This is a genomic window from Fodinicurvata sediminis DSM 21159, assembly GCF_000420625.1.
Classification (GTDB): domain Bacteria; phylum Pseudomonadota; class Alphaproteobacteria; order Kiloniellales; family DSM-21159; genus Fodinicurvata; species Fodinicurvata sediminis.
Genome location: NZ_ATVH01000013.1, coordinates 541,810 through 564,288, shown reverse-complemented (window position 1 = coordinate 564,288; position 22,479 = coordinate 541,810). Strand labels below are relative to the sequence as shown.

17 protein-coding genes are annotated in these 22,479 nt (G+C 66.4%); 11 read left to right on the top strand and 6 right to left on the bottom strand.

The window, feature by feature from the left end; genetic code table 11:
- Positions 1-196: 196 nt before the first annotated feature.
- Entirely contained in the window at positions 197-1,534 is a 1,338-nt protein-coding gene (locus G502_RS0107695; RefSeq protein ID WP_022728086.1) for an aspartate aminotransferase family protein, read from the bottom strand.
- 153 nt (positions 1,535-1,687) lie between these two features.
- On the opposite strand from G502_RS0107695, the gene G502_RS0107690 reads away from it, so the two are divergent.
- The 4 genes from G502_RS0107690 (at position 1,688) to G502_RS0107675 (ending at position 5,748) form a co-directional block, all read left to right on the top strand.
- Positions 1,688-3,739, top strand: coding sequence for a tetratricopeptide repeat-containing sulfotransferase family protein (locus tag G502_RS0107690; protein ID WP_155957810.1), 2,052 nt, complete (start codon positions 1,688-1,690; stop codon positions 3,737-3,739).
- Between the two features lie 76 nt (positions 3,740-3,815).
- Positions 3,816-3,953 carry a hypothetical protein gene (locus G502_RS22240; RefSeq protein ID WP_022728084.1) on the top strand — a complete coding sequence of 46 codons (138 nt, stop codon included), beginning with the start codon at positions 3,816-3,818 and terminating at the stop codon, positions 3,951-3,953.
- Positions 3,954-3,963: 10 nt separating this feature from the next.
- The gene (locus tag G502_RS0107680; protein ID WP_081649729.1) at positions 3,964-4,572 is read left to right on the top strand and encodes a gamma-glutamylcyclotransferase; all 609 of its coding nucleotides are present in this window, start codon (positions 3,964-3,966) and stop codon (positions 4,570-4,572) included.
- Between the two features lie 147 nt (positions 4,573-4,719).
- Positions 4,720-5,748 (top strand): DUF2125 domain-containing protein, encoded by a 1,029-nt coding sequence (locus G502_RS0107675; protein WP_162140957.1) that lies wholly within the window; start codon positions 4,720-4,722, stop codon positions 5,746-5,748.
- On the opposite strand, the gene G502_RS19235 is transcribed toward G502_RS0107675, so the two are convergent.
- From G502_RS19235 to G502_RS21370, 3 genes are read right to left on the bottom strand one after another with little or no spacing between them, the layout of a single operon-like run.
- Positions 5,732-6,751 (bottom strand): prephenate/arogenate dehydrogenase family protein, encoded by a 1,020-nt coding sequence (locus G502_RS19235; RefSeq protein WP_022728081.1) that lies wholly within the window; start codon positions 6,749-6,751, stop codon positions 5,732-5,734. The two genes, G502_RS0107675 and G502_RS19235, sit on opposite strands and share 17 nt — an antisense overlap.
- The gene (gene hisC / locus G502_RS0107665; RefSeq protein WP_022728080.1) at positions 6,748-7,860 is read right to left on the bottom strand and encodes a histidinol-phosphate transaminase; all 1,113 of its coding nucleotides are present in this window, start codon (positions 7,858-7,860) and stop codon (positions 6,748-6,750) included. The genes G502_RS19235 and hisC overlap by 4 nt, the downstream gene beginning before the upstream one ends.
- On the bottom strand, positions 7,860-8,768 hold the full coding sequence (locus tag G502_RS21370) for a chorismate mutase (protein ID WP_022728079.1): 909 nt from the start codon (positions 8,766-8,768) through the stop codon (positions 7,860-7,862). Before G502_RS21370 ends, hisC begins: the two co-directional genes overlap by 1 nt.
- A 227-nt stretch (positions 8,769-8,995) precedes the next feature.
- On the opposite strand from G502_RS21370, the gene metX reads away from it, so the two are divergent.
- The 3 genes from metX to G502_RS0107645 all read left to right on the top strand — a co-directional run bounded on the left by metX (position 8,996) and on the right by G502_RS0107645 (position 12,959).
- Positions 8,996-10,219 (top strand): homoserine O-acetyltransferase MetX, encoded by a 1,224-nt coding sequence (gene metX, locus G502_RS19225; protein WP_022728078.1) that lies wholly within the window; start codon positions 8,996-8,998, stop codon positions 10,217-10,219.
- 18 nt (positions 10,220-10,237) lie between these two features.
- Positions 10,238-10,918, top strand: coding sequence for a methionine biosynthesis protein MetW (gene metW / locus G502_RS0107650; protein ID WP_322098876.1), 681 nt, complete (start codon positions 10,238-10,240; stop codon positions 10,916-10,918).
- A 139-nt stretch (positions 10,919-11,057) separates the two neighbouring features.
- On the top strand, positions 11,058-12,959 hold the full coding sequence (locus tag G502_RS0107645; RefSeq protein WP_022728076.1) for an ABC transporter ATP-binding protein: 1,902 nt from the start codon (positions 11,058-11,060) through the stop codon (positions 12,957-12,959).
- A gap of 29 nt (positions 12,960-12,988) precedes the next feature.
- Here G502_RS0107645 and G502_RS19220 read toward each other — a convergent pair whose 3' ends face one another.
- The gene (locus G502_RS19220) at positions 12,989-15,886 is read right to left on the bottom strand and encodes a [protein-PII] uridylyltransferase (RefSeq protein ID WP_081649728.1); all 2,898 of its coding nucleotides are present in this window, start codon (positions 15,884-15,886) and stop codon (positions 12,989-12,991) included.
- A gap of 422 nt (positions 15,887-16,308) precedes the next feature.
- Between G502_RS19220 and G502_RS0107635 the strand changes: the two genes are divergently transcribed.
- Positions 16,309-16,899, top strand: a complete 591-nt coding sequence (locus G502_RS0107635) for a hypothetical protein (protein ID WP_022728074.1) — start codon at positions 16,309-16,311, stop codon at positions 16,897-16,899.
- A 189-nt stretch (positions 16,900-17,088) separates the two neighbouring features.
- Positions 17,089-17,490: a tetratricopeptide repeat protein gene (locus G502_RS0107630; protein ID WP_022728073.1), complete on the top strand. Its 402-nt coding sequence runs from the start codon at positions 17,089-17,091 to the stop codon at positions 17,488-17,490.
- Between the two features lie 74 nt (positions 17,491-17,564).
- Here the strand turns inward: G502_RS0107630 and mutS are convergent, their stop codons facing one another.
- Positions 17,565-20,309 (bottom strand): DNA mismatch repair protein MutS, encoded by a 2,745-nt coding sequence (mutS, locus tag G502_RS0107625; RefSeq protein WP_022728072.1) that lies wholly within the window; start codon positions 20,307-20,309, stop codon positions 17,565-17,567.
- Positions 20,310-20,462: 153 nt separating this feature from the next.
- Here mutS and G502_RS0107620 point away from each other — a divergent pair, with 153 nt between their 5' ends.
- Positions 20,463-21,254 (top strand): class II aldolase/adducin family protein, encoded by a 792-nt coding sequence (locus tag G502_RS0107620; protein ID WP_040487898.1) that lies wholly within the window; start codon positions 20,463-20,465, stop codon positions 21,252-21,254.
- Positions 21,255-21,398: 144 nt separating this feature from the next.
- Positions 21,399-22,418 (top strand): DctP family TRAP transporter solute-binding subunit, encoded by a 1,020-nt coding sequence (locus G502_RS0107615; RefSeq protein ID WP_022728070.1) that lies wholly within the window; start codon positions 21,399-21,401, stop codon positions 22,416-22,418.
- Positions 22,419-22,479: the final 61 nt, after the last annotated feature.

The window sequence follows — 22,479 nt, the reverse complement described above, 5'->3', positions numbered from 1 at the left end:
TCTTCAGCCCCACGGCCAGTGAAAAATTCCCTCATGCTGAGGCGCTTTGCCGAAGGCAAAGCCTCGAAGCAGCCAGGTGCAGGCGTTTGGGCCGGGAAGAACGCCAGCGCCGCAGCCTGGGCAGGCTCCTTCGAGGCCCTGCTCCTGAGGATGAGGGTTATTATATTTCAGTAAGTCATATAGAGGCGCTTGCGCTTCACCCCTTCCGGCGCGCCAGTTCGTCCAGGCTTTCGCCCAGCGCCTGGTCCAGGATGGCGACGGCGCGGTCGATTTCCGCGTGGGTGACGGTCAGCGGCGGGGCGATGCGCCAGACGGCGCCGCGTTCGGGGCGGCGGCGGATGTTCATGCTGAGCCCCAGTTCGAAGCAGCGCTTTGTGGTGAGCGCGCCCAACTCGTGGTGCGGCGTGCGGCTGTCCCGGTCCTGCACCAGCTCGACGCCCAGCAGCAGGCCCAGGCCGCGGACGTCGCCGATGGCCTGATAGCGCTGCTGCAGGGCCTCCAGTTGTTCGCGCAGGTAAGCACCGGTGGTGCGTGCGCGTTCGATCAGCTGTTCCTCCTGCAGGGTCTTCAGCACCGCCAGGCCTACGGCGGCGGGCAGAGGGTCCGAGACATGGCTGGTGTAGTAGGTGAAGCCGCGTTCGTGGGCGCGCGCTTCCACGGCATCGCTGGTGATGGTGGCGGCCAGCGGCAGGCCGCCGCCCAGGGTCTTGGAGACCGTCATGATGTCGGGCGTGACCCCGAAGTGTTCGGCGCCGGTCTTCGCCCCGATGCGGCCGAAGGCGGTCTGGGCCTCGTCGAAGATCAGCAGCATGCCGCGCTCGTCCGCCGCCTTGCGCAGGGCCTGCAGGTAGCTCTTGGGCGGCACCAGCACGCCGCCGGCGCTGATCACCGGCTCGACGATGATGGCGGCCGGGGCGCCGGCGGACTGCATGTCGAACATCTTCAGCCCCAGCTCCAGCGCTTCCAGCGCCGCCTCCTCCTCCGAGTGACCCGAGATCCAGGGTCGATAGGCGTTGGGCTCGGGAACCGGGAAGACACCCGGCACGCCGGGGCCGTAGCCCTTTCGGTCGCTGGCGAAGGACACCGACGAGGCCGCGCCCGTTACCCCGTGCCAGGAGCCGCCGATGGCGATGACCTCGTAGCCGCCGGTATAGAGCTTGGCCAGGCGCAGGGCGGCCTCGTTGCTCTCGCTACCGGTGTTGATCAGCAGCGAGCGTGTCAGCGGCGCCGGCATCCAGTCCCGGGCCAGGCGCAGGGACAGCTCGGCGGCGGATTCGGGCACCATGCCGCTGAAGAGATGCAGGGCCTCCTCGCCCGCTTCCTGCAAGGCTTTCAGGATGGCCGGATGGTTGTGGCCGATGGTGGCGCACATCTGGCCCGAGGTGAAATCCAGGATCTCGCGGCCCGTGTCGTCCCAGACCGTCGCGCCCTGGGCGCGGGTAAAGAGGTTCTCGAAACGATCGCCGCCATAGCGGATCATGTGGTCCCGTGCCGCGGCACGCAGCTCTTCATTCGCCCGCAGGTCTTCATTCATCGTGATCTGTCTTCCCGGTTATGTCTTTGTTGGCGCTATGAGCGAAAGCCGCCCGCCCGGTCTTGTCAAGCACCCGCAGGGCTGTGCAGGACGCCTGCCGGCTGTTAAACAGGCGTGGAACAGGACAAACTTCGGCAGGAGTGGCGCACGGCCATGAATCGCAAGGAACGGCGGGCGCAAGCCCGTGGCGGCAGTGGCGGACAGACGACCGCTGGCGGCAACGATCCCCAAATGGACAAGGGGTTGTCCCAGGCGCTGGCGGCGCATCAGAGCGGCAACCTGGCGGCCGCGCAGCAGGGCTATCAGGCCGTGCTGCAGCGCCAGCCCGACAATGCCCAGGCCCTGCACAACCTGGGCCTGCTGGCGGCCCAGGCCGGCGAGCACCAGGCGGCGGCAGAACTGGTCGGCCGCGCCCTGAAGGCAAAGCCGCGCCATGCCCCGGCCCAGCGCGACCTGGGCAAGATCCTCTATGCCGCCGGCCAGCTGCAGCCCGCCGCCGAAGCGCTGGAAAAGGCGGTTCAACTGGCGCCGCGCGACGCCGAGGCGCTGGCCCTGCTGGGCGCCTGCCGCACCGCGCTGGGCGAGGGCGAAGCCGGCGAGCGCGCCTGCCGCAAGGCGCTGAAGCTGGCGCCGGAGCGTGCCGACGTCCTGCTGCAGCTGGCCAATGCCCAGGCCTGGCAGCAGAAATTCAACGCCGCCATCGCCAGCTATCGCAAACTGCTGAAGCGGCAGCCCGACCACGCCCAGGCGCGGCACAACCTGGCGCGCTGTCACTACAACCAGGCCATGTCCCAGGTGGGCACGGGCGAACTGGAGCCCGCCGGCGAATCCCTGCGCCTGGCGCTGGAAATCGACGGCGCCTTCGCCGACGCCTGGAGCAACCTGGGCAGCCTGCTGAACCAGCTGGGCCGGCCCGACGAGGCCGAGGCCGCCTGCCGCCGGGCGCTGGAGCTGAACCCGCAGGACGTGGATGCACGCGCCAACCTGGCCCTGATCCTGGAGCACGCCAGCCGCCTGGAGGACGCCCTAACCGAAGCCGAGGCCGGCCTGGAACAGGCGCCGGAACATCCCTGGCTGCGCCTGGCCGCCGCCAAGGCCGAGCGCCGGCTAGGCCGCGCGGAGGCGGCCGCAGCGCGCTTCAGCGGCGTGACGGCGCCGGAGGACGGTCCCCTGCCCCTGCGCCTGGACTGGCATTTCGAACAGGGGCGCCTGTTCGACCGGCAGAACCAGCCCGACGCCGCGATGGCGGCCTATCATGCCGGCAATCGCCTGGCGCAGACGCTGGCCGCGCAGCGCTTTACGGCGCCCGGATCCCGCGGTATCACCCGCCGGCGCATGGCGGCGCTGGCCGAACGCATAACGCCCGAGCGGGTGGCCGACTGGACATCGGTTCCCGCGCCGGCGGCCGAGGACAGCCCGGTCTTCCTGGTGGGCTTCCCGCGTTCGGGCACCACGCTGCTGCACCATGTGCTGGAAAGCCACCCGCGCCTGCGCGTGGCCGAGGAGGTCGAGGCCCTGCTGTCCGCCGAGGCGGCTTTGGCGAGCGACTACACTGGCTGGCTGGACCGCCTGGAAGGTCTGGACGCCGCCGGGGCCGAGGCGGCGCGCGGGGCCTATCTTGAAACCCTGACCGCCGGCCTGCCCGACACGCCGGATGCGCGCTCGGGGGGTGCACGCTCGGGGGGTGCGCGCACGGTGGACAAACTGCCGCTCAACATCCTGCGCCTGGGCGAGATCCACCGCCTCTACCCCAACGCCAAGATCGTCCTGGCCCTGCGCCATCCCTGCGACGTCTGCCTCAGCGCCTATATGCAGAACTTCGATCTGAACGACGCCATGGCGCACTTCACCGACCTGGAGGAAACGGGGCGCTTCTATGCCGAGACCATGACGCTCTATCGCCGTTTCCGCGAAGTGCTGCCGCTGGACGTCCATGCCCTGCGTTACGAGGACCTGATCGACGACTTCGACGGTACGGTGGGCCAGCTGCTGAAGTTCCTGGAACTGGACTGGGACGACCGCGTGCGCAACTTCGCCGAGACCGCCCGCAAGCGCCAGCGCATCGACACCCCCAGCTACAGCCAGGTGACCGAAGGCCTCTATGACCGCGCCCGCTATCGCTGGGAACGCTACCGCGATCATCTGAGCCCGGTCCTCGAGCAGGTCCGCCCCTTCCTGTCCGACTTCGGCTATCCCGAGGTTTAGGGGGTGGCCCTCAGCATGATGGTTCGAGGCTTGGCCCTTCGGGCCGCGCGCCTCACACCATGAGGAGGCCAGTGATTTGAAAACAGACAAAAACCCCATCCAGAGTGCGGAGCACGAAGCCTCGAAGGATCATCCAGTGGTGCAGAACCTGGTAGAGGCTGTGTCGGCGCTTCTGCTATTGCAGGGCTTTGCCGTCCATGCCGCGACGCGTTAGCATGGCGAATATGAGAACGGATCACCCTGCTGCCCCCTCTGGGGCCACGCCCAGTCCCACCTTCGGTCCCGATGACGTCGTTCACCGCGAGAAGCCGCAGCTGCCGGTGGATGCGGGCTTCTGGGTCTTCGGTTACGGCTCGCTGATGTGGAATCCGGAGTTCGATTTCGCCGAGCGACGCGAGGCCTTGCTGCGCGGCTATCACCGGCGCTTCTGCATCTATTCCACGCGCTATCGCGGCACGCCGGACAATCCCGGCCTGGTCCTGGGCCTGGATCGGGGCGGTGCCTGCCGCGGCATCGCCTATCGCGTGACGCCGGAACGGGCGCGCGAAGCCCTGGACTATCTCTGGGAGCGCGAAATGGTCACCGGCGCCTATCGCTGGAAGTGGCTGAACAACCGCACCGACCAGGGCCCGGTGCCCGCCCTCTGCTTCATTGCCGACCCGAAGCATCCGCAGTATGCCGGCCACCTGAACTTCGAGCAGACCCTGCAGCTGATCCGCTGCGGCGAAGGCCGCCGCGGCCCCTGCCGCGACTACCTGGCCAACACCGTCGCCCACCTGGATGAACTGGGTATCCCCGACCGAAGCCTGCACCGCCTGATGCAGCAATTGTAGGAGCGCCCGCAGAACGCCCCTGAAGCCCTTATTGCTGAGCCCTGTCGAAGCACCGGCAGAAACGGTTGGGCCAGGGAAATGCCGGTGGCGCCGACATACGCAACAGGGGGCTTGGCCCGCCGGGTCGGGCCCCATAAGATTGCCGGCATGCGTTGGACTCTTCGCCTTCTTCTCGCCCTTGGGGTGCTGGCCCTGCTGTGGAGCGGCTTCTGGTTCTGGTCGGCCCAGCGCCTGGAGTCCGAACTGGACGCCTGGATCGCGCGGCAGGAGGCGGAAGGCCGTGTGATCGAAACCGCCAGCCGCAGCATTTCCGGCTTTCCCCTGCACCTGCGCCTGCAGGCCGAGGGCCCACGGATCAGCGATGCCCGGGGCGCGCGCTGGGAAGCGCCCGTCCTGACCGGCGAGGCCGCCGTCTGGGCGCCGCAGCAGCTGCGCCTGTCCTTCCCCGGCACGCAACGCTTCCACCCGCCGCCGGACAGCGGCCTGCCCAGCATCGAACTGGCTGCGGCCCAAGGCCACGCCCTGGTGGCGCTAGCACGCGACGGCCGTGTCGAGGGCCTGCAACTGCGCCTGAAAGGCCTGGCCCTGGTCGGCCTGTTCGAGGGCAGCGTGGCCGCCGACGCCCTGGCCGTGGATTACGGCAGCCTGGCACCCGAATCGCAGGGGGACGCGGCGCAGGAAGATGCGGCCAGCCTGCCCTATCGCGCCCGGCTGGAGGCACTGGAACTGCCCAGCGCCAGCGACCCGCCGCTGGGTCGGAAGGTGGCGCTCTTCGCGGCCAGCGGCCACCTGAGCGAACCGCCCCCGCCGGGCCCGCCGGAACAGGCGGCACGACGATGGCGCGAGGCCGGCGGCATACTGGAGCTTGAGGAACTGGCGCTGACCTGGGGGCCGCTGGACCTGCGCGGAGCGGCGACCCTGGCGCTCGATTCGCAGCTCAGGCCCGAAGGCGCCGGCACGGCGCGGGTGGCCGGGCTGGAGGATACCATCGACCTGCTGGTGGAGCAGGAGATCCTGGATGACGGCCTGGCCCCGATCCTGAAGGCCGGCGCCCTGGCAGCCTCGCAGAGCGACGGAGAAAGCGGGCGAAGGGTGGTGGAACTGCCGCTGTCGGCCCAGGACGGCATGTTCCACCTGGGCCCCGTGCCGCTGTTCCCGCTCACTCCTCTTTTCTGATCTTCCCCCCTGACTCGGCCCGCTCACCTGTATCGCCCTGCTCACCTGTATCTTTGGGCCCACCTGTATCCTTGGGCCCGCCTGGATCGGCCTTCTCGGGCTCGCGCGGGTCGAAGGTGCCGGCCTGGCCCAGCTCCACCACGCCGCGGCGGATCTCGCGGGTGTGGCGGAAGAGCGACTCCAGCGTTTCGCCCTCGCCCCAGCGGATCGCCCGCTGCAGGGCGGTGATGTCCTCGCTGAAGCGCTGAAGCATCTCCAGCACCGCCTCGCGGTTGTTCAGGAAGATGTCGCGCCACATGATGGGGTCCGAGGCGGCGATGCGGGTGAAGTCGCGGAAACCACTGGCCGAATACTTGACCACCTCGCGCCGCTCGCTCTCCTCCAGGTTCGCCGCCGTGCCGACGATGGTATAGGCGATCAGGTGCGGCAGGTGCGAGGTGACCGCCAGCACCTTGTCGTGGTGGGCCGGGTTCATGACCTCGACGGTGGAGCCACAGGCCTGCCAGAGCCGGGTCACCTTCTCCAGCGCCGCCTCGTCGGCACCCGGCGGCGGCGTCAGGATGACGTAGCGATTCTCGAACAGCTCGGCAAAGCCGGCCTCGGGGCCGCTGTGTTCGGTGCCGGCGATGGGATGGCCGGGAATGAAGTGCACCCCCTCGGGCAGGAAGGGATCCACGTCACGGATCACCGCCTGCTTGACCGAACCCACGTCGCTGACGATGGCGCCGCGCTTCAGGCCGGGGGCCATCGCCTCGGCCAGCTCTGCATTGGCGCTGACCGGCACGCAGAGGATCACCAGGTCGGCGTCCTGCACGGCTTCCGCCGGATCGCTGTGGGCGCTGTCGCAGAGCTCCAGCTCCAGCAGGCGCACGCAGCCTTCCTCGCTGCGGGCATGGCCGACGATCTCCTCCGCCAGGCCGTGGCGATGCAGGGCACGCGCCAGGGACGAGCCGATCAGGCCGACACCGAGCAGCGTGACCTTGCCAAACAGGGGTGCCGTCATTGCTGATAGTCCGACAGCGCAGCGACCACGGCGCGCATGTCCTCTTCGGTGCCGATAGTGATACGCAGGTGATGGGGCAGGCCATAGGCCGCCATCTGGCGCACCAGGATGCCGTGGCGCTTCAGGTAGGCAGCCGCGTCCTCGGCATCGGCGAAACGCACGATGACGAAGTTGGCGACACTGGGCTCGGCCCGCAGGTTGAGGCGCGCCAGCTGTGCGGTGAACCAGTCGCGCCACTGCCTGTTGTGGGCCCGCGAGTGCGCCACATGGTCCTGGTCGCGCACGGCGGCCGCACCCGCGATCTGGGCGGCGGCCGAAACGTTGAAGGGCCCGCGCACGCGGTTGAGGACGTCCACCACCTCGGGCGCCGCATAGGCCCAGCCCAGGCGCAGGGCGGCCAGGCCATAGATCTTCGAGAAGGTGCGAGTCACCACGACCTTGGGGTGGTCGTCCACCAGTTCGTTGCCGGTGATGTAGTCGTCGGCCTCCACGTACTCGGCATAGGCGGCGTCGATTACCAGCAGCACATCGTCCGGCAGTTCGCGGGCCAGGCGTGCCAGCTCGTCGCGGGTCAGGTAGCTGCCGGTGGGATTGTTGGGATTGGCCAGGAAGACGATGCGCGTGCGCGGCGTCACCGCGGCCAGCAGCGCGTCCACGTCGGCGCGAAGGTTGTGCTCGGGCGCGGTGACTGGCGTTGCCCCCTGGGCCCGGGCGGTGATGGGATACATCAGGAAGCCGTGCTCGCTGTAGAGCACCTCGTCCCCCGGCCCGGCATAGGCGCGCACCAGCAGCGCGATCATCTCGTCGGACCCGGCGCTGCAGACGATCTGCTCCATGGGCAGGCCGTGCACCTCGGCAATGGCCCGACGCAGCTCCACGGCCCCGCCGTCGGGATAGCGGAACAGGCTGTCGCCCGCAGCTTGGTAGGCGTCCAGGGCCTGTGCGCCGGGACCCAGCGGGTTTTCGTTGGAGGCCAGGCGCGAGACCTTCTCGACCCCCTCGATGGACGAAGCGCCACCGACATAGGGGGCGATGTCATAGATGGAGGGCTTGGCAGCAGGTGCAGTAAGGGTGGCGGCTGTGGAGTCGGTCGGGTTGCTTGAGGCCATCAGGTCTTGTCCCGTTCCTTGAGGGCGGCACGTGGATCGGTGAGCGGCGGCGCTTGAAAGGGCAGGGGATAGGACCCGGCCACCCAGAGGCCGTTCAGGCGATCGCTCTGGGTTTCCAGCAGGGTCTTCAGGCGCTCGTCGTCGTCGGTGACGAAGCCGGGCAGCTCCACCATCAACAGGCCGTCGCCGTCTGACGTGCTTGCGTTGCGCTGAACATGGATGTTGCGCGGCGAAAGCCCGCTTTTCTCGAACAGTTCCTTCAGGGCGCTGCGGCTCATGTGACTCTGCGTCTCGACGATCAGGTAGCTGGCGTCCTCGCCCGAGGATTCCGGCGGTGCCAGGCCGATCATCAGGCCGCTCTGCCCCGCGGGGTTGGCGGGCGTGGCGGCGGCAGCCAGTGGCAGGCGCGCGATGATCCGGGGCACGTCGTCATCCTGGCGCGCCAGATAGCGCCACCAGGGATCGTCGGATTCGTGTTCCGGCGGCGGCACCAGGCCCACGGAGGCTTCGCCCTCGGCCACGGCATTCACCACCCTCAGCGCCGAGCTGTGCTCCTGGATCGGGGCCAGCACGCCGAAGTGATCGCGGGCCAGACCCGTTAGTGCGACATCCGCGCCGTCGTTCACCACGGCCACGGAAAAGGGGCCCTGTTGGGCCAGCGAATCCGAGAAGATCTCGCGCCAGATGCGCACCAGGACCGCGCCGGGCAGCGAGCCGGCATGGCGCGACAGCAGGCGGCGCAGGACCTGGACCTCGCGTGCCGGTCGGATTACCGCCGGCACGTCGCCCTTGGCATGGCGCACCTGACGCGAAATCTCGGTGCGGCGCATCAGCAGGTCGTGCAGGGCGTCGTCGATCCGGTCGATCTCGTCGCGCAGCTCTTCGAGAGAAAAGTCACCCTGGGCCATGGTCGTTGGTCTTCGCTTCCTGAAAGGTGAAGGAAAGGCGCCTAGGAATAGTCGCAAGAACCGTTAAAATCAAAGGAAACGACATGATGAACCTGCAAGGCCGTCGCCCGCAACAGGGCATTGACAGGAGCGGCCTCTCACCTGCTTAGTGTCAGGCCCTTCGTGCGGCCTGTCCGCGCGGAGCCATTCGCATGACGCCATCACAGCCTTGCCGGATTGACAGACGCATGACGGGTACAGCCCCGAAATCGCCGGATCTTCTGCGCAGCCTGCCGGGCCATCGGGTCGAGCTGGGCGATGAGGGCCCCCTGGCCCTCGACTGCGGCGAAACCCTCGAGCAGTTCGCCATTGCCTACCAGACCTATGGCGAACTCAACGCCGACAAGTCCAACGCCATCCTGGTCTGTCACGCGCTGACCGGCGACCAGTTCGCCTCCGAAACCCATCCCCTGACCGGCAAGCCCGGCTGGTGGGAAGTGATGATCGGCCCCGGTCGGCCGCTGGACACCGAGCGCTACTTCGTCATCTGTTCGAACGTCCTGGGCGGCTGCCTGGGCAGCACCGGACCCAAGGAGGTCAACCCCGCCACCGGCAAGGCCTGGGGCCTGGACTTCCCCTTCATCACCATCTCCGACATGGTTCATGCCCAGAAGCGCCTGATGGACCATCTGGGCATCGACCGGCTGTTCGCCGTGGTCGGCGGCTCCATGGGCGGCATGCAGGTGCTGGAGTGGGCCTCGAAGTTTCCCGAGCGCATCGGGGCGGCGGTGCCGATCGCCACCGCGCCCTATCACTCGGCCCAGAACATCGCCTTCCACGAGGTGGGCCGGCAGGCGATCATGGCCGACCCGGACTGGGACGAAGGCCGCTACCAGGACAGTGGCAAGATCCCGCGCCGCGGCCTGGCGGTCGCCCGCATGACGGCGCATGTCACCTACCTTTCGGAACAGGCGCTGCACCGCAAGTTCGGCCGCCGCCTGCAGAATCGGGGCGAGCTGTCCTACGGCCTGGAGGCCGACTTCCAGGTGGAAAGCTACCTGCGCTACCAGGGCGCCAGCTTCGTCGAACGTTTCGATGCCAACTCCTACCTCTACATCACGCGCGCCATGGACTACTTCGACCTGGGCGCCGATTTCAGCGGCGTGCTGGCCAATGCCTTCCGCGGATCGCCGGTGCGCTTCTGCGTGATTTCCTTCACCAGCGACTGGCTGTTCCCCACGCCCGAGGCCCGCAAGATCGTCCATGCCCTCAATGCCGCCACGGCAGACGTCAGTTTCGTGGAGATCGAGAGCGACAAGGGCCATGACGCCTTCCTGCTCAACGAGCCGGAGTTCCACGAGACGCTGAACGGCTTTCTCAACGGTTTCGCCGAGCAGCTGGGTCTGCCCACGGCCGATCTGAAACCCCTGCCATCCGAAGACGGCACCTCGGATGCCGGACGGATCAGCTGAGCCCCCGAAACCCCTCACGTGAAGCCCGTCAAGCGCCCCAAGAAGGACCCCGCGAACCTCACCATGTCTGCCCAGCACCCCGAAGCCCAGCACAGCCGGACGATCCGTCCCGACCTGCAGCTGATCGCCGACATGATCGACGACGGCAGTCGCGTCCTGGATATCGGCTGCGGTGACGGCCTGCTTCTGTCCTATTTGGTGGAGGAGAAGGGCGTCATCGGGCGCGGCATGGAACTGAGCCAGGAAGGCGTGAACGCCAGCGTGACCCAGGGCCTGTCGGTGGTGCAGGGCGACGCCGACAGCGACCTGAACACCTACCCCGAAGGCGGTTTCGACTACGTGGTGCTCTCCAAGACGCTGCAGGCAACCCGGGATCCGCGCGCCGTGCTGCGCCAGCTGGTGCGCATCGGCAGCTATGCCGTGGTCTCCTTCCCCAACTTCGGCTACTGGCGCATCCGCCTGTCCCTGATGTTCAACGGGCGCATGCCGGACACGCCGCTGCTGCCCGAACCCTGGTACGAGACCCCGAACATCCACCTCTGCACCATCCGCGACTTCGTCGAGCTCTGCATGGCCTGCGGCGTGGTGATCGAGGAAGCCTATACCGTGGGCGCGGCCCTGCGCCCCAGGCCAATCCGCTCGCTGCACACCGCCAACCTCTGCGGCCAGGACGGCGTCTTCCTGCTGCGCAAGGCCTGAAGCGCGGCCTGCCGGTCAAAACCCCTTCCATTTTTCCCGGCTTGACCTCAGGTATACTTGAGGTCCTATGGTTCCGCTCCTTCGCACAGCTTGGCCTCTGCGCCAGCGCACTCCGTTTTCCAGCCCGCCGGTGAGCCGCATGTTCCGCTACTTCGAAAACCTGATCGATCCCTTTCCCCGGCGCGAACCCTCACCGCCGCCGCGGCAGCTGATGGCCTTCATCCTGCACTATTCACGTCCGGTGCTGCCCTTCCTGGCGGTGATGTCGGTCCTGACGGCCATCATCTCGGTGATCGAGGTGGTTTTCATCGGCTACATGGGCTCGCTGGTGGACTGGCTGTCGAACGCGGAGCGCGAGGGCTTCTTCACCGAGCACGGGCTCGGACTTGCCGGAATGGCTCTGCTGGTCGTGGTCGGCTTTCCGCTGGTGGTGCTCGCCCAGTCGCTGCTGGTGCATCAGACGATCTTCGGCAATTATCCCATGATCACGCGCTGGCTGGCCCATCGCTACCTGCTGGGACAGAGCCTTTCCTTCTTCCAGAACGAGTTCGCCGGCCGGGTCTCGCAGAAGGTGATGCAGACCTCGCTCGCCCTCCGCCAGACGGTGATGCGGCTGATGGACGTGCTGGTCTATGTCGTCGTCTATTTCACCGGCGCCATGATCATGATGGGCGGCGCCGACCCCTGGCTGCTGGTGCCGCTGTTGGGCTGGCTTCTGGCCTATCTGTTCATCCTGGTCTACTTCGTGCCGCGGCTGCGGGACATCTCCATGGCCCAGTCCGATGCCCGTGCCATGATGACCGGGCGGGTGGTGGACAGCTACACCAATATCCAGACCATCAAGCTCTTTGCGCACAGCCGGCGCGAACAGGATTATGCGCGCGGTGCGATGAGCGGATTCCTCGATACCGTGCATCGCCAGATGCGGCTCGTCACCCTGCTGACCGTCTGTCTGCAGACGGTCAATGCCCTGCTGCTGGCTTCGGTCGCCGGGGTTGCCATACTCGCCTGGCAGAACGCGGCGATCTCGCTGGGGGCGATCGCCGTGTCCATCGCCCTGGTGATGCGCATCCGCAGCATGTCCGACTGGATCCTGTGGGAGGTTGCCAGCCTGTTCGAGAACATCGGGACCGTGCAGGACGGCATCAACACCATCGCCCGGCCGCGGGCCGTAACGGACCCCAGCGAGGCGCATGAACTCGAGGTTCCCCACGGGGAAATCGCCTTCCGGGACATCGGCTTCCATTACGGAGGCTTCCAACACGGGGACCTCCGCGGCGGCCAGGAAAACCGCGTGATCGAGGGACTTTCGCTGGACATAAGGCCCGGCGAGAAGGTCGGCCTGGTGGGGCGCTCCGGGGCCGGCAAGTCGACGCTGGTGAACCTGTTGCTGCGCTTCTACGATCTCGAGGCAGGGCGGATCGAGATCGACGGCCAGGACATCGCCCAGGTGACCCAGGAGTCCCTGCGCCGGCAGATCGGCATGGTCAGCCAGGATGCCTCGCTGCTGCATCGCTCGATCCGCGAGAACGTGCGCTATGGCCGGCCCGACGCCAGCGACGACGAAGTGCGCGACGCCCTGCGCCGTGCCCAAGCCCTCGAGTTCGTGGACGGGCTGCGGGACAACAAGGGCCGGCAGGGCCTGGAAGCCCACGCCGGCGAACGCGGCGTCAAGCTGTCCGGCGGTCAGCGGCAGCGCATCGCCATCGCGCGGGTGCTGCTGAAGGACGCCCCGATCCTGGTTCTCGACGAGGCGACCTCGGCGCTCGATTCGGAGGTCGAAGGGACGATCCAGGAGCAGCTCTATGCCCTGATGGAGCGGAAGACCGTGCTCGCCATCGCCCATCGGCTCTCCACCATCGCCGTGCTCGACCGGCTGGTGGTGCTGGACGAGGGCCGGATCGTGGAGACGGGCACCCACAAGGAACTGCTGCACCGCGGCGGCCTTTATGCCGAGCTGTGGAAACGCCAGTCCGGTGGTTTCCTGGGTGTGGAGGACGGCGAGGAGGCCGGCCAAGTGCATCCGCAGGTGGCCGAATAGGCGGGAGCCGGACGGGGCAGTGCAGCCGATCAGGCCGAGCTCTGCCGACCCGCCTTGGCTTCGACCTTCCTGCGCTGGCGTGCCGGCGCCTTGCGCGCCGGTTCCGCCCCGCCCGGTGTGGTTTCCAGTGCTTCCAGCAGGCGGTGACGCAGGCGGCGCAGACGGGCTTCGTCCTCCACCTTCGAGCCCAGCGCATCATGCAGGTAGAAGGCGTCCACCGCCCGTTCGCCATAGGTGGTTACCTTGGCGCTGTCGATGATCAGGTGCTGGCGCGTGATGACCTCGGTGATGCGGTGCAACAGGCCGGGGCGGTCGCGGGCATTGACCTCGACTACGGTGTGGTTGCGGCTGGCCTTGTTGTCGATCAGCACACGCGGCGGCACCTTGAAGACCTCCAGGCGCGAGGGCAGCTGCGTGCCCTGCTTCTTCAGCTCCTGCTGTGGCTTCAGGCGGCCGGTCAGGCTGTCCTCGACGGCGCCGCGCAGGCGCTCCAGCTTGTCGGCCCGGTCGAAGGGTCCGCCGGTGGCGTCCTCTATATAGAAGATGTCCAGCGCCATGCCGTTGGACAGCGTGAAGATGCGCGCCCCCTCCACCGACGCACCGGCCACCGCCATGGCCCCGGCGATGCGGCTGAACAGGCCGGGGTGGTCGGGGGTATAGATCGTAACCTCGGTGACCTGGCGATAGGCGTCGATGCGCGTGTCCACGGTCAGCTGGCGGCCGGCCGCCTCGGCTTCGCGCACCAGTTCTGCGTGACGGGCGTGGGTCTCACCATCCAGCGACAGCCAGTAGGAGGCATAACCGCGCTCCAGATGGGCCTCCACCTCCTCGGCCGGCCAGTCAGAGAGTTTTTCGCGAAGGGCCTGCTGCGCCGCCTCGACCCGGCGCTCGCGGCCTTCGGTGATCAGGCCGCCGGAGAGCACCTCCTCAGTGCGCCAGTAGAGCTCGCGCAGCAGGGCGGCCTTCCAGGCACTCCAGACGTTGGGCCCGACGGCGCGGATGTCTGCCACCGTCAGGATCAGCAGCAGGCGCAGGCGCTCCATGGACTGCACCAGGTCGGCGAAGGACTGGATGGTTTGTGGATCGTCGATATCGCGCTTGAAGGCGGTGTCGCTCATCTTCAGGTGGTGCAGCACCAGCCAGGCGACCGTCTCGGTCTCCTCCTCTGTAAGCCCCAGGCGCGGGCAGAGCCGCTGGGCGATCTCGGCGCCAACCTCGGAGTGGTCGCCGGGCCGGCCCTTGGCAATGTCGTGGAGCAGCACGGCCACATAGAGCACTCGGCGCGAGAGCACCTTGTGCACCACATTGGTGACGATCGGCGCCTCCTCGGCCAGGCGCCCCTGTTCGATATCGTGCAGGATGCCGATGGCGAAGATGGTATGCTCGTCCACCGTGTAGTGGTGATACATGTTGAACTGCATCTGGCTGACGATGCGCCCGAAGTCGCGGATGAAACGGCCGAAAACCCCGGCCTCGTTCATGCGCCGCAAGGTCACCGCAGGGGCGTGCTCCGAGGTCAGGATGTCCAGGAAGATGGCGTTCGCCTTCGGGTCCTTGCGGGTCGCGTCGGTGATGTACTTCAGATTGCGCGTGATCCAGCGCAGGGTCTGGGGGTGAATGTCCAGATCGTTCTGCTGTGCCACCCGGAAGATGCGCAGCATCTCGACGGGAGTCTTCTGGAAAACCTCGGCGTCCTTCACCCACAGGCGGTCTCCGTCGAGCTGGAAGCCCGAGACCTTCCGCCGGCCCAGAAGCGGTGACAGGCGGAAGCGCGAGCGGCGTTCGTGCTCGGCCTCGAGCTGGGCGCAAAAGATGCGCGTCAGGTCGCCCACGTCCTTTGCCATCAGGAAGTAGTGCTTCATGAAGCGTTCGACAGCCTGGGTGCCCGCATGCTGCTTGTAGCCCATCAGCGGGGCGATCTGCTGCTGCAGGTCGAAGGTCAGGCGCTCCTCGGCGCGGCCGGTCAGGAAATGCAGGTGGCAGCGCAGAGTCCAGAAAAAGGCCAGCGCCTTGGCGAACTTGCGCACCTCGGGGCGCGAGAAGACGCCGGTGTCGATGAAGCGCTCGATGTCGTCCAGGCCATAGGCGAACTTGGCGATCCAGAACAGCGTGTGCAGGTCGCGCAGGCCGCCCTTGCCCTCCTTGATGTTGGGCTCCAGCGCATAGCGCGAGCCCTCGCCGTGACGCTGGTGGCGTTCCTCGCGTTCGGCCAGCTTGGCCTCGATGAAGGCGGCACTGCGGCCGGACTGAACCGCGTTGCTATAGCTCTCGCGCAGTTCAAGGAACAGGGGCTGGTCGCCCCAGAGGAAGCGCTTTTCCAGCAGGTTGGTGGCGATGGTGACATCATTGCGCGCCAAACGGATGCAGTCCTCCACCGAGCGCGTGGCATGGCCCACCTTGAAGCCCAGGTCCCAAAGGAAATAGAGCACGGCTTCGATCACCTGCTCGCTGCGCGGCGTGATCTTGTAGGGCAGCAGGAACAGGAGGTCGATGTCGGAATAGGGCGCCAGCTCGCCGCGCCCATAGCCGCCCACGGCCACCAGGGTCAAGCGCTCGGCCGTCGAGGGATTGTGCAGGGGATAGAGGTCGTGGCTGACGTGATCATAGACCAGACGCAGCAACTGATCGGCCAGGAAACTGAAGGCCTGGGCGGTCATCAGGCCCGAAGCGCCCTCGAAGAAGCGCCGCTCGATCTCGTCGCGCCCGTCGGCCTGGGCCTCCTTCAGGATGTCCAGAATCTCCGAGCGCGCGCGCTCTGGCGTCGAGGCGCGAAACCAGGTCGCGGCGATCTTCTCCTGCAGGCGCTGGCGATTGACGATGTCGCGGCGGCCGCGCAGCCGATCCTCGGGCTGGCTGCCGCCCGCCAGCGCAGCCTCGGCCAGCGGCTGGGCCTCTTCGGGAACGGCGGCGGGTGTGGGCGATACCATGCCTTCAAGGATTGTCCCTTTGCCGCCCGAGGGCAAGGGGAGAAGGATGTTTCCTTGCTAAACGGTCCTTTAATAAGCCGAAGCGTTATTAAAGGATACCGCCTTTCCGTTTAATAGCGGTATTGGCTTGGATGGCTGCGGCACCTCTGCGGCGCCTCGGACAACCCGATACGCCTTCTCTACAAAGACCGCTTCATATCTCTCAATAACAGGCTGTTCGGCCGAGTCCGGAAACAAGTTTTTGTGCCAAAAGAGGAATTCGGCATTAATTTCCTGGCGCATCGTTGAACGGATGTGGTTGAAAGGCGACCGTACAATGACGGGGTGCGGCCTGGGAGACTCGGCCGATATGCAAGGGGAAGGGGGAAACAATGCAAAAACGGAACAGGAAGACGTCTAGGCGCAGCGCAGCGCGCACCTGCATGGTCATGGCAGCGGCGCTGCTGCTCGGCGGATGTCTGGAGACGGGGCAGTTGCAGATGCTACCCGACAGCGCGGCAGTGCAGGCTCGGGAGCTACCGGCGGGACCCTATTGCACGCTCGACCTCGGTACCGACGAGATCGAATGCCGTGAGGGCACCTACTACGAAGACACAGGCACCTACGCCCTCGGCGACACCAAGGCCAAGCTGATGCCTCTGGATGACGGCATCTACATGTACGAGACGTACGATAGCTGGAACGAGACCTACCATTCCTATGCCGTGCTGGTCACGGATAGGGCCTTCGCCGAATTGGGGGTTCCGGCTGACGTCGAGCAAATCGCGGCACGCCACGGCGTCGCAGTGGATGGCGGGACCAAGGCTGTGACCGACGCCACGCGGGCCGACTACCACGCTTTTCTACACGAGGTCGCCCACCGGTCCGAACTCGTGAAGGTCACGATGCGCCGTGATGTGATGTCCGACGATACCGAGCTCCGCCGCGTACTCGCAGATATCGAAAGGCTCGCCGAGCGCGACCCGCCCGCATCGGATGCGCCCGCAGAGGGCGGCCAGGCGAGGGACGACTAGGCGAGGGACGACCAGGCGGCGGCGCGGCGGCATTTCGAGGAGGGAAAGCGGCTGAAGCGTAGCGATTGCGCCGCTGCCGTCGACGCCTTCGACCGGACGCTGGCGGCGGATCCTGGTTTTGCCGACGCCTACGTCCTGCGTGTCGAGTGCGGACCGAACTGGCGCGACGGATACTGCAACGCAGGCACCATGAATGATCTCGATCACGCCATCGACTACGCCCCAGACAACGGCCGCGCTTACAGCAATCGCGGCGCATGCCACCTCTGGCGGGACAACCTGAGCCAGGCGGATCGCCGATCAGAGTCGGGCCCTCGGGGTGAAGTCGCCCTACGTCTTCGCCTATGTCCGGCGCGCCCATCTCCATTCCCGGGGGGCGACCTGGCCCGCGCGCTGGTCGACCTGAACCGCGCGGTCGAACTGAAGCAGGAGCTCGTACCCAGCCAGCGTGCGTGGGCTTACGCCAAACGTGGCACAGTATACGAGAATCTGGACGAGCGAGCCCTGGACGCCAGGGACTACCGCGAGGCGCTGGAGATCAATCCGGACCATAGTGTGGCGAGCGCCTGGCAGCGGCGCGTGGAGGGGTGACGCGGACGCCTGCCCCGACGCCATCATCGGTCGCTCAGCATGAGGAAACTATTTGTAAGTGAAAGATTTCCCCATCACCGCTCCTCCGGCAGCAGGCCGCGCAGCTCGTAGAGCAGCTCCAGGGCCTGGCGGGGGGTGAGGTCGTCGGGATTGGTCTGCTGAAGGCGTTCGGCCAGGGGTGCGTGCGGGTCGGGGACGTCCTCGGCCAGACCGCCGCGCGCGGGCTCTGCCTGGGCGGCGGCGAAGAGCGGCAGGTCGTCGGCCAGACGCGCCAGCGCACCGGCCTGGTCCCCCTGTTCCAGAGTCTCCAGCACTTCCTGTGCACGGGTCAGCGCCGCCTGAGGCAGGCCGGCAAGACGCGCCACGTGGATGCCGTAGGAACGGTCGGCGGCCCCGGGGCCGACCTCGTGCAGAAAGACCACCTCGCCCTGCCACTCGCGCACCTGCATGGCGTGGCAGGACAGGGCCTCCAGGCTGGCCGTCAGGCGAGTCAGCTCGTGATAGTGGGTCGCGAAGAGCGCTCGGCAGTGATTGACCTCATGCAGGTGCTCGACGCAGGCCCAGGCAATGGAAAGGCCATCGAAGGTCGCCGTGCCGCGGCCGATCTCGTCCAGGATGACCAGGGCGCGCGGACCAGCCTGGTTCAGGATGGCCGCGGTCTCGATCATCTCGACCATGAAGGTGGATCGCCCGCGCGCCAGGTCGTCGGCGGCGCCCACACGGCTGAACAGGCGGTCCACAGTGCCGATGACGGCCCGCTGGGCAGGCACGAAGCTGCCCATCTGGGCCAGCACGGCGATCAGCGCATTCTGCCGCAGGAAGGTGGACTTTCCGGCCATGTTGGGACCGGTCACCAGCCACAGACGGCTGTCGTCCTGCAGCTCGCAGTCGTTGGCGACGAAGGGCCCCTCCTGCGCCTGGCGCAGGCCGGCCTCGACCACCGGGTGGCGCCCGGCGGTGACCTCGAATCGGCTGCTTTCCTCCACCTCGGGCCGGCACCAGCCCTCGCGCCCTGCCAGTTCGGCCAATGCGGCAGCCACGTCCACCTCCGCCAACGACCGGGCCGTCTCGGTGATGGCCTCGGCCTCGGCCAGCACCGCCTCCACCAGCTCGCCGAACAGCTGCATCTCCAGCGCCAGCGCCTTGTCGCCGGCCGAGAGGATCTTCTTCTCCAGCTCCGACAGTTCCACGGTGGTGTAGCGCACCGCGCTGGCCAGGGTCTGACGGTGGATATAGCCCGCCTCGGGCCCGTCGGGCATGCGTCCGGCGCTGGCGCTGGTGACCTCGATGAAATAGCCCAGCACGTTATTGTGCCGGATCTTCAGCGAGGCGATGCCGGTGTCCTCGGCATAACGAGCCTGCAGTCCGGCGATCAATTTCCGGCTTTCGTCGCGCAGGCCCTTCAACTCATCGAGTTCGGAAGAAAATCCTTCGGCGATGAAGCCGCCGTCGCGCGCCTGCAACGGCAGTTCGCCTGCCAGGGCCTGCTGCAAGCGCGCAGCCAGCTCTTCCTTCCCGGCCAGTGCTTCCCGCGCCCGCGCCAGGGTCTCTGGCAAGTCGCCTGCCTTCACCAGATGACCGCGCAGCTCCGCAGCAACAACCAGTGCATCCCGCACGGCGGCCAGGTCACGCGGCCCTCCGCGTCCCAGCGACAGGCGGGAGAGCGCCCGCTCCACGTCGGGACTGCGCTTCAGGCTGCCGCGCAAATCAGCGCGCAAGGAGTCCTCTGTCAGCAGATACTCGACGCCTTCCAGCCGGGCCTCGATCCCTGCCGCGTCAGTCAGCGGCGCGGCCAGCCGGGCGGCCAGCAGGCGCGCGCCGGCGCCGGTGACCGTGCGGTCGATGGTGGCCAGCAGGCTGCCAGCCCGGCCGCCCTCGGCGCCGCGCATGAGTTCCAGGTTGCGCCGGGTGGCGGGATCGATTTGCATCTGCCCGCCGGCACCGGCCGGGCGCGGCGGCTGCAGGTGCGGACGCTTGCCCTTCTGGGTCAGCTCCAGATAGTCGAGTAAAGCACCGGCCGCCGCGATCTCGGCGCGCGAAAATTCACCGAAGGCTGCCAGCGTGCCCACCGAGAAGGCCTCTTCCAGGCGCCGGCGCGCATTGGTGCTGTCGAAGCGGCTGACCGGCAGAGGCGACAGCCGCGCCCGCCACTCCCCCAGGGCCTCGGCCAGGGGCCCGTCCTTGTCCGCCAGCTTCTCCGACAGCAGCAATTCACCCGGTTCGACCTGGGCCAGGGCAGCACCCAGAGCGTCGGGCGTTACGGCCATCAAGGTGAAGTCGCCGGTGGAGATGTCCAGCCAGGCCAGGCCCAGACCGCCGCCGGCCTCGGCCAGCGCGGCCAGGTAGTTGTGGGCACGCGCGTCCAGAAGCTCGTCCTCGGTCAGCGTGCCGGGGGTGACGATGCGCACCACTTCGCGCCGCACCACGGCCTTGGCGCCGCGCTTCTTCGCCTCGGCCGGGTCCTCGGTCTGCTCGCAGATGGCGACCTTGAAGCCCTTGCGAATCAGGCGCGCCAGGTAGCTCTCGGCCGCATGCACCGGCACGCCGGCCATGGGAATGTCCTCGCCGGCATGCTGGCCGCGGCGGGTCAGCGCGATGTCCAGCGCCGCCGCCGCCTGGACCGCGTCGTCGAAGAACAACTCATAGAAATCGCCCATGCGATAGAACAGCAGGCAGTCCGGATGCGCCGCCCGGATTTCCAGATACTGCGCCATCATCGGCGTGGCGGCCTGCTCGGAAGCCACCGCGGGTTTGCCTTCGGCAGGGCTGTCTTCAGCGGTCTCGGCGGATCGTTCGGACACGGGCGCTCGCGCGGTCATGATTGAAGGTGAGACGGGCCATCCTTCTATCGAAGATACCACGCTCACGCCAGTGAGGAAGCGGACCGGACCATCCCCCACATGACTTCATTCATTGACTTGAGAGAATTCAACTCATCATACTTCGATAAATACAATTCGAATTCCAGTGAGATGGAGACAGCATTGAACGTCATCAGCAGGCAACAGGCCACCCTGCGCGATCAGGTCTCATCCGAAGAGTGGGAAGCACGGGTCAATCTGGCGGCCTGTTACAGGCTGATGGCCCTCTACGGGATGACCGACCTGATTTACAACCACATCTCGGCCCGCGTGCCAGGTCATCCGGATCAGTTCCTGATCAACTCCTACGGACTGCGCTACAACGAAATGACGGCGTCCAGCCTCTGCAAGATCGATCACGAAGGCAATATCCTGCTGGATCCCGGCACTGGCTATGGCATCAACCAGGCCGGTTTCGTGATTCACAGCGCCGTGCACGAGGCCCGGCCGGATGTGGACTGTGTGATCCACACCCATACACGGGCGGGCATGGCGGTTTCGGCCATGAAATGTGGCCTGTTGCCTATTGCGCAGACTTCGATGCGTTTTCATAACCGTGTCGGCTATCACGATTACGAGGGCGTCGCGCTGGACCTGGACGAGCGCGCGCGCCTGGTCGCCGACCTGGGCCCACATTACGCGATGATCCTGCGCAACCATGGACTTCTGACCTGTGGACTGAACATCGCCCATGCCTTCAACCTGATGTACTGGCTGGAGAACGCCTGCAAGGTCCAGGTGGACGTTATGAATGCCAGCAGCGAATTGCAGCTGCCGCCCGAAGAGGTCTGCGAAAAGACGGCCAAGCTGTACGATCCGGATGTGCGCCGTGTCTATGGCGAAATGGAATGGCAGGCCATGCTGCGCCAGGTTGATGAGGCAAATCCGGGATACGACCAGTAGCGGCCTGGCCGTGCGTTCGGCAGCCACTAAACCGCGAAGGGACTGAAGACGAAAGAAGATCAAGAGTTGCTTTTTCTACCTGCAGCCTGAACAGGCAAGCACAACAATAATAACAAACACATAAATCACGAGAGGAGACGCGTCATGAGACTGAAGAATTTCCAGATTCGTAAATTCCGGTTGCTGGGTCTTTCCGCTGCCTTGCTGGCCCTGGCTGCCATGCAGATTCCAGCCGCGGCCGCGGAAGTGACCTTGCGCCTCGGCTGGCCGACCGCCGACAGTGAAACGGACCCCTATGCCATCGCCGCCCACTATTTTGCCGAGGAACTCGAGAATGAAGCGCCCGGGGAATTCGATGTCCAATTCTTTCCCAGCAACGAACTCGGCAATGAAACCGAGATGCTGGAGGGCATGCAGCTTGGAACGCTTGAAGCCGGAGTCATCACGGCTACGCAAATCGCCTCGATTTCATCGGCTTTTCAGCTGATCGATCTGCCCTTTATCTTCCAGGACAACGAACAGGCGCGCCAGGTTCTGGATGGTGAAGTGGGAACGATGATCCTGGACACGCTCGAGCCAGAGGGCATTGTCGGCCTTGGCTTTGTCGAAGCGGGTTTCCGGAACACGATCAACAACAAGCGCCCGGTCTCGACACCAGACGACATGGAAGGCATCCGTCTGCGTGTGCAACCCTTCGACATTTACCTCGACAGTTTCGATAAGTTCGGAGCGGATCCCATTCCCATGGAATGGAGCGAGGTCTTCACCGCTGTCCAGCAGGGCACGATCGACGGGCTCGAAATCCCCTTGAGCGTGATCTATGCCAACAACTTCCCGGACGTCACCCAATACCTCTCCATGACGCAACATGTCTACAACGCCCCGGCTTTGCTGCTCTCGAAACAGACCTTCGACCAACTCAGCGATGAACTGAAACAGGCGGTCCAGCGTGCCGCGGAAACGACCATAGAGCGGCAACGTGAAACGGTGGGTGCCAACAACGCGGAAATGGTCAGCCGCATCGAAGAGGCCGGCATGGAGGTAAACGAGGTCGAGGATGTCGCGGCCTTCCAGGACCTCGTTCGACCCGTTTATGAGGACTATCGGGAGACCATCGGAAACGAGATCATGAGCAAGGCTCTCGAAGCCACCGGACAGGAATAAGCCGGCATAATCGATCGCACCCGGCGGCCCTGCGTACCGCCGGGTGCGATGCTCTGCTTAT

Excerpts from the sequence above, each read along its gene's own strand:
- hisC (WP_022728080.1), bottom strand. The coding sequence starts at position 7,860 with ATGGCCTCAAGCAACCCGACCGACTCCACAGCCGCCACCCTTACTGCA.
- G502_RS0107620 (WP_040487898.1), top strand. The coding sequence starts at position 20,463 with ATGGAGACAGCATTGAACGTCATCAGCAGGCAACAGGCCACCCTGCGC.
- G502_RS0107630 (WP_022728073.1), top strand. The coding sequence starts at position 17,089 with ATGAATGATCTCGATCACGCCATCGACTACGCCCCAGACAACGGCCGC.
- G502_RS0107690 (WP_155957810.1), top strand. The coding sequence starts at position 1,688 with ATGAATCGCAAGGAACGGCGGGCGCAAGCCCGTGGCGGCAGTGGCGGA.
- mutS (WP_022728072.1), bottom strand. The coding sequence starts at position 20,309 with ATGACCGCGCGAGCGCCCGTGTCCGAACGATCCGCCGAGACCGCTGAA.
- G502_RS0107615 (WP_022728070.1), top strand. The coding sequence starts at position 21,399 with ATGAGACTGAAGAATTTCCAGATTCGTAAATTCCGGTTGCTGGGTCTT.
- G502_RS21370 (WP_022728079.1), bottom strand. The coding sequence starts at position 8,768 with ATGGCCCAGGGTGACTTTTCTCTCGAAGAGCTGCGCGACGAGATCGAC.
- G502_RS0107680 (WP_081649729.1), top strand. The coding sequence starts at position 3,964 with ATGAGAACGGATCACCCTGCTGCCCCCTCTGGGGCCACGCCCAGTCCC.
- G502_RS19235 (WP_022728081.1), bottom strand. The coding sequence starts at position 6,751 with ATGACGGCACCCCTGTTTGGCAAGGTCACGCTGCTCGGTGTCGGCCTG.
- G502_RS0107675 (WP_162140957.1), top strand. The coding sequence starts at position 4,720 with ATGCGTTGGACTCTTCGCCTTCTTCTCGCCCTTGGGGTGCTGGCCCTG.
- G502_RS0107645 (WP_022728076.1), top strand. The coding sequence starts at position 11,058 with ATGTTCCGCTACTTCGAAAACCTGATCGATCCCTTTCCCCGGCGCGAA.
- metX (WP_022728078.1), top strand. The coding sequence starts at position 8,996 with ATGACGGGTACAGCCCCGAAATCGCCGGATCTTCTGCGCAGCCTGCCG.
- G502_RS0107695 (WP_022728086.1), bottom strand. The coding sequence starts at position 1,534 with ATGAATGAAGACCTGCGGGCGAATGAAGAGCTGCGTGCCGCGGCACGG.
- G502_RS19220 (WP_081649728.1), bottom strand. The coding sequence starts at position 15,886 with ATGGTATCGCCCACACCCGCCGCCGTTCCCGAAGAGGCCCAGCCGCTG.
- G502_RS0107635 (WP_022728074.1), top strand. The coding sequence starts at position 16,309 with ATGGTCATGGCAGCGGCGCTGCTGCTCGGCGGATGTCTGGAGACGGGG.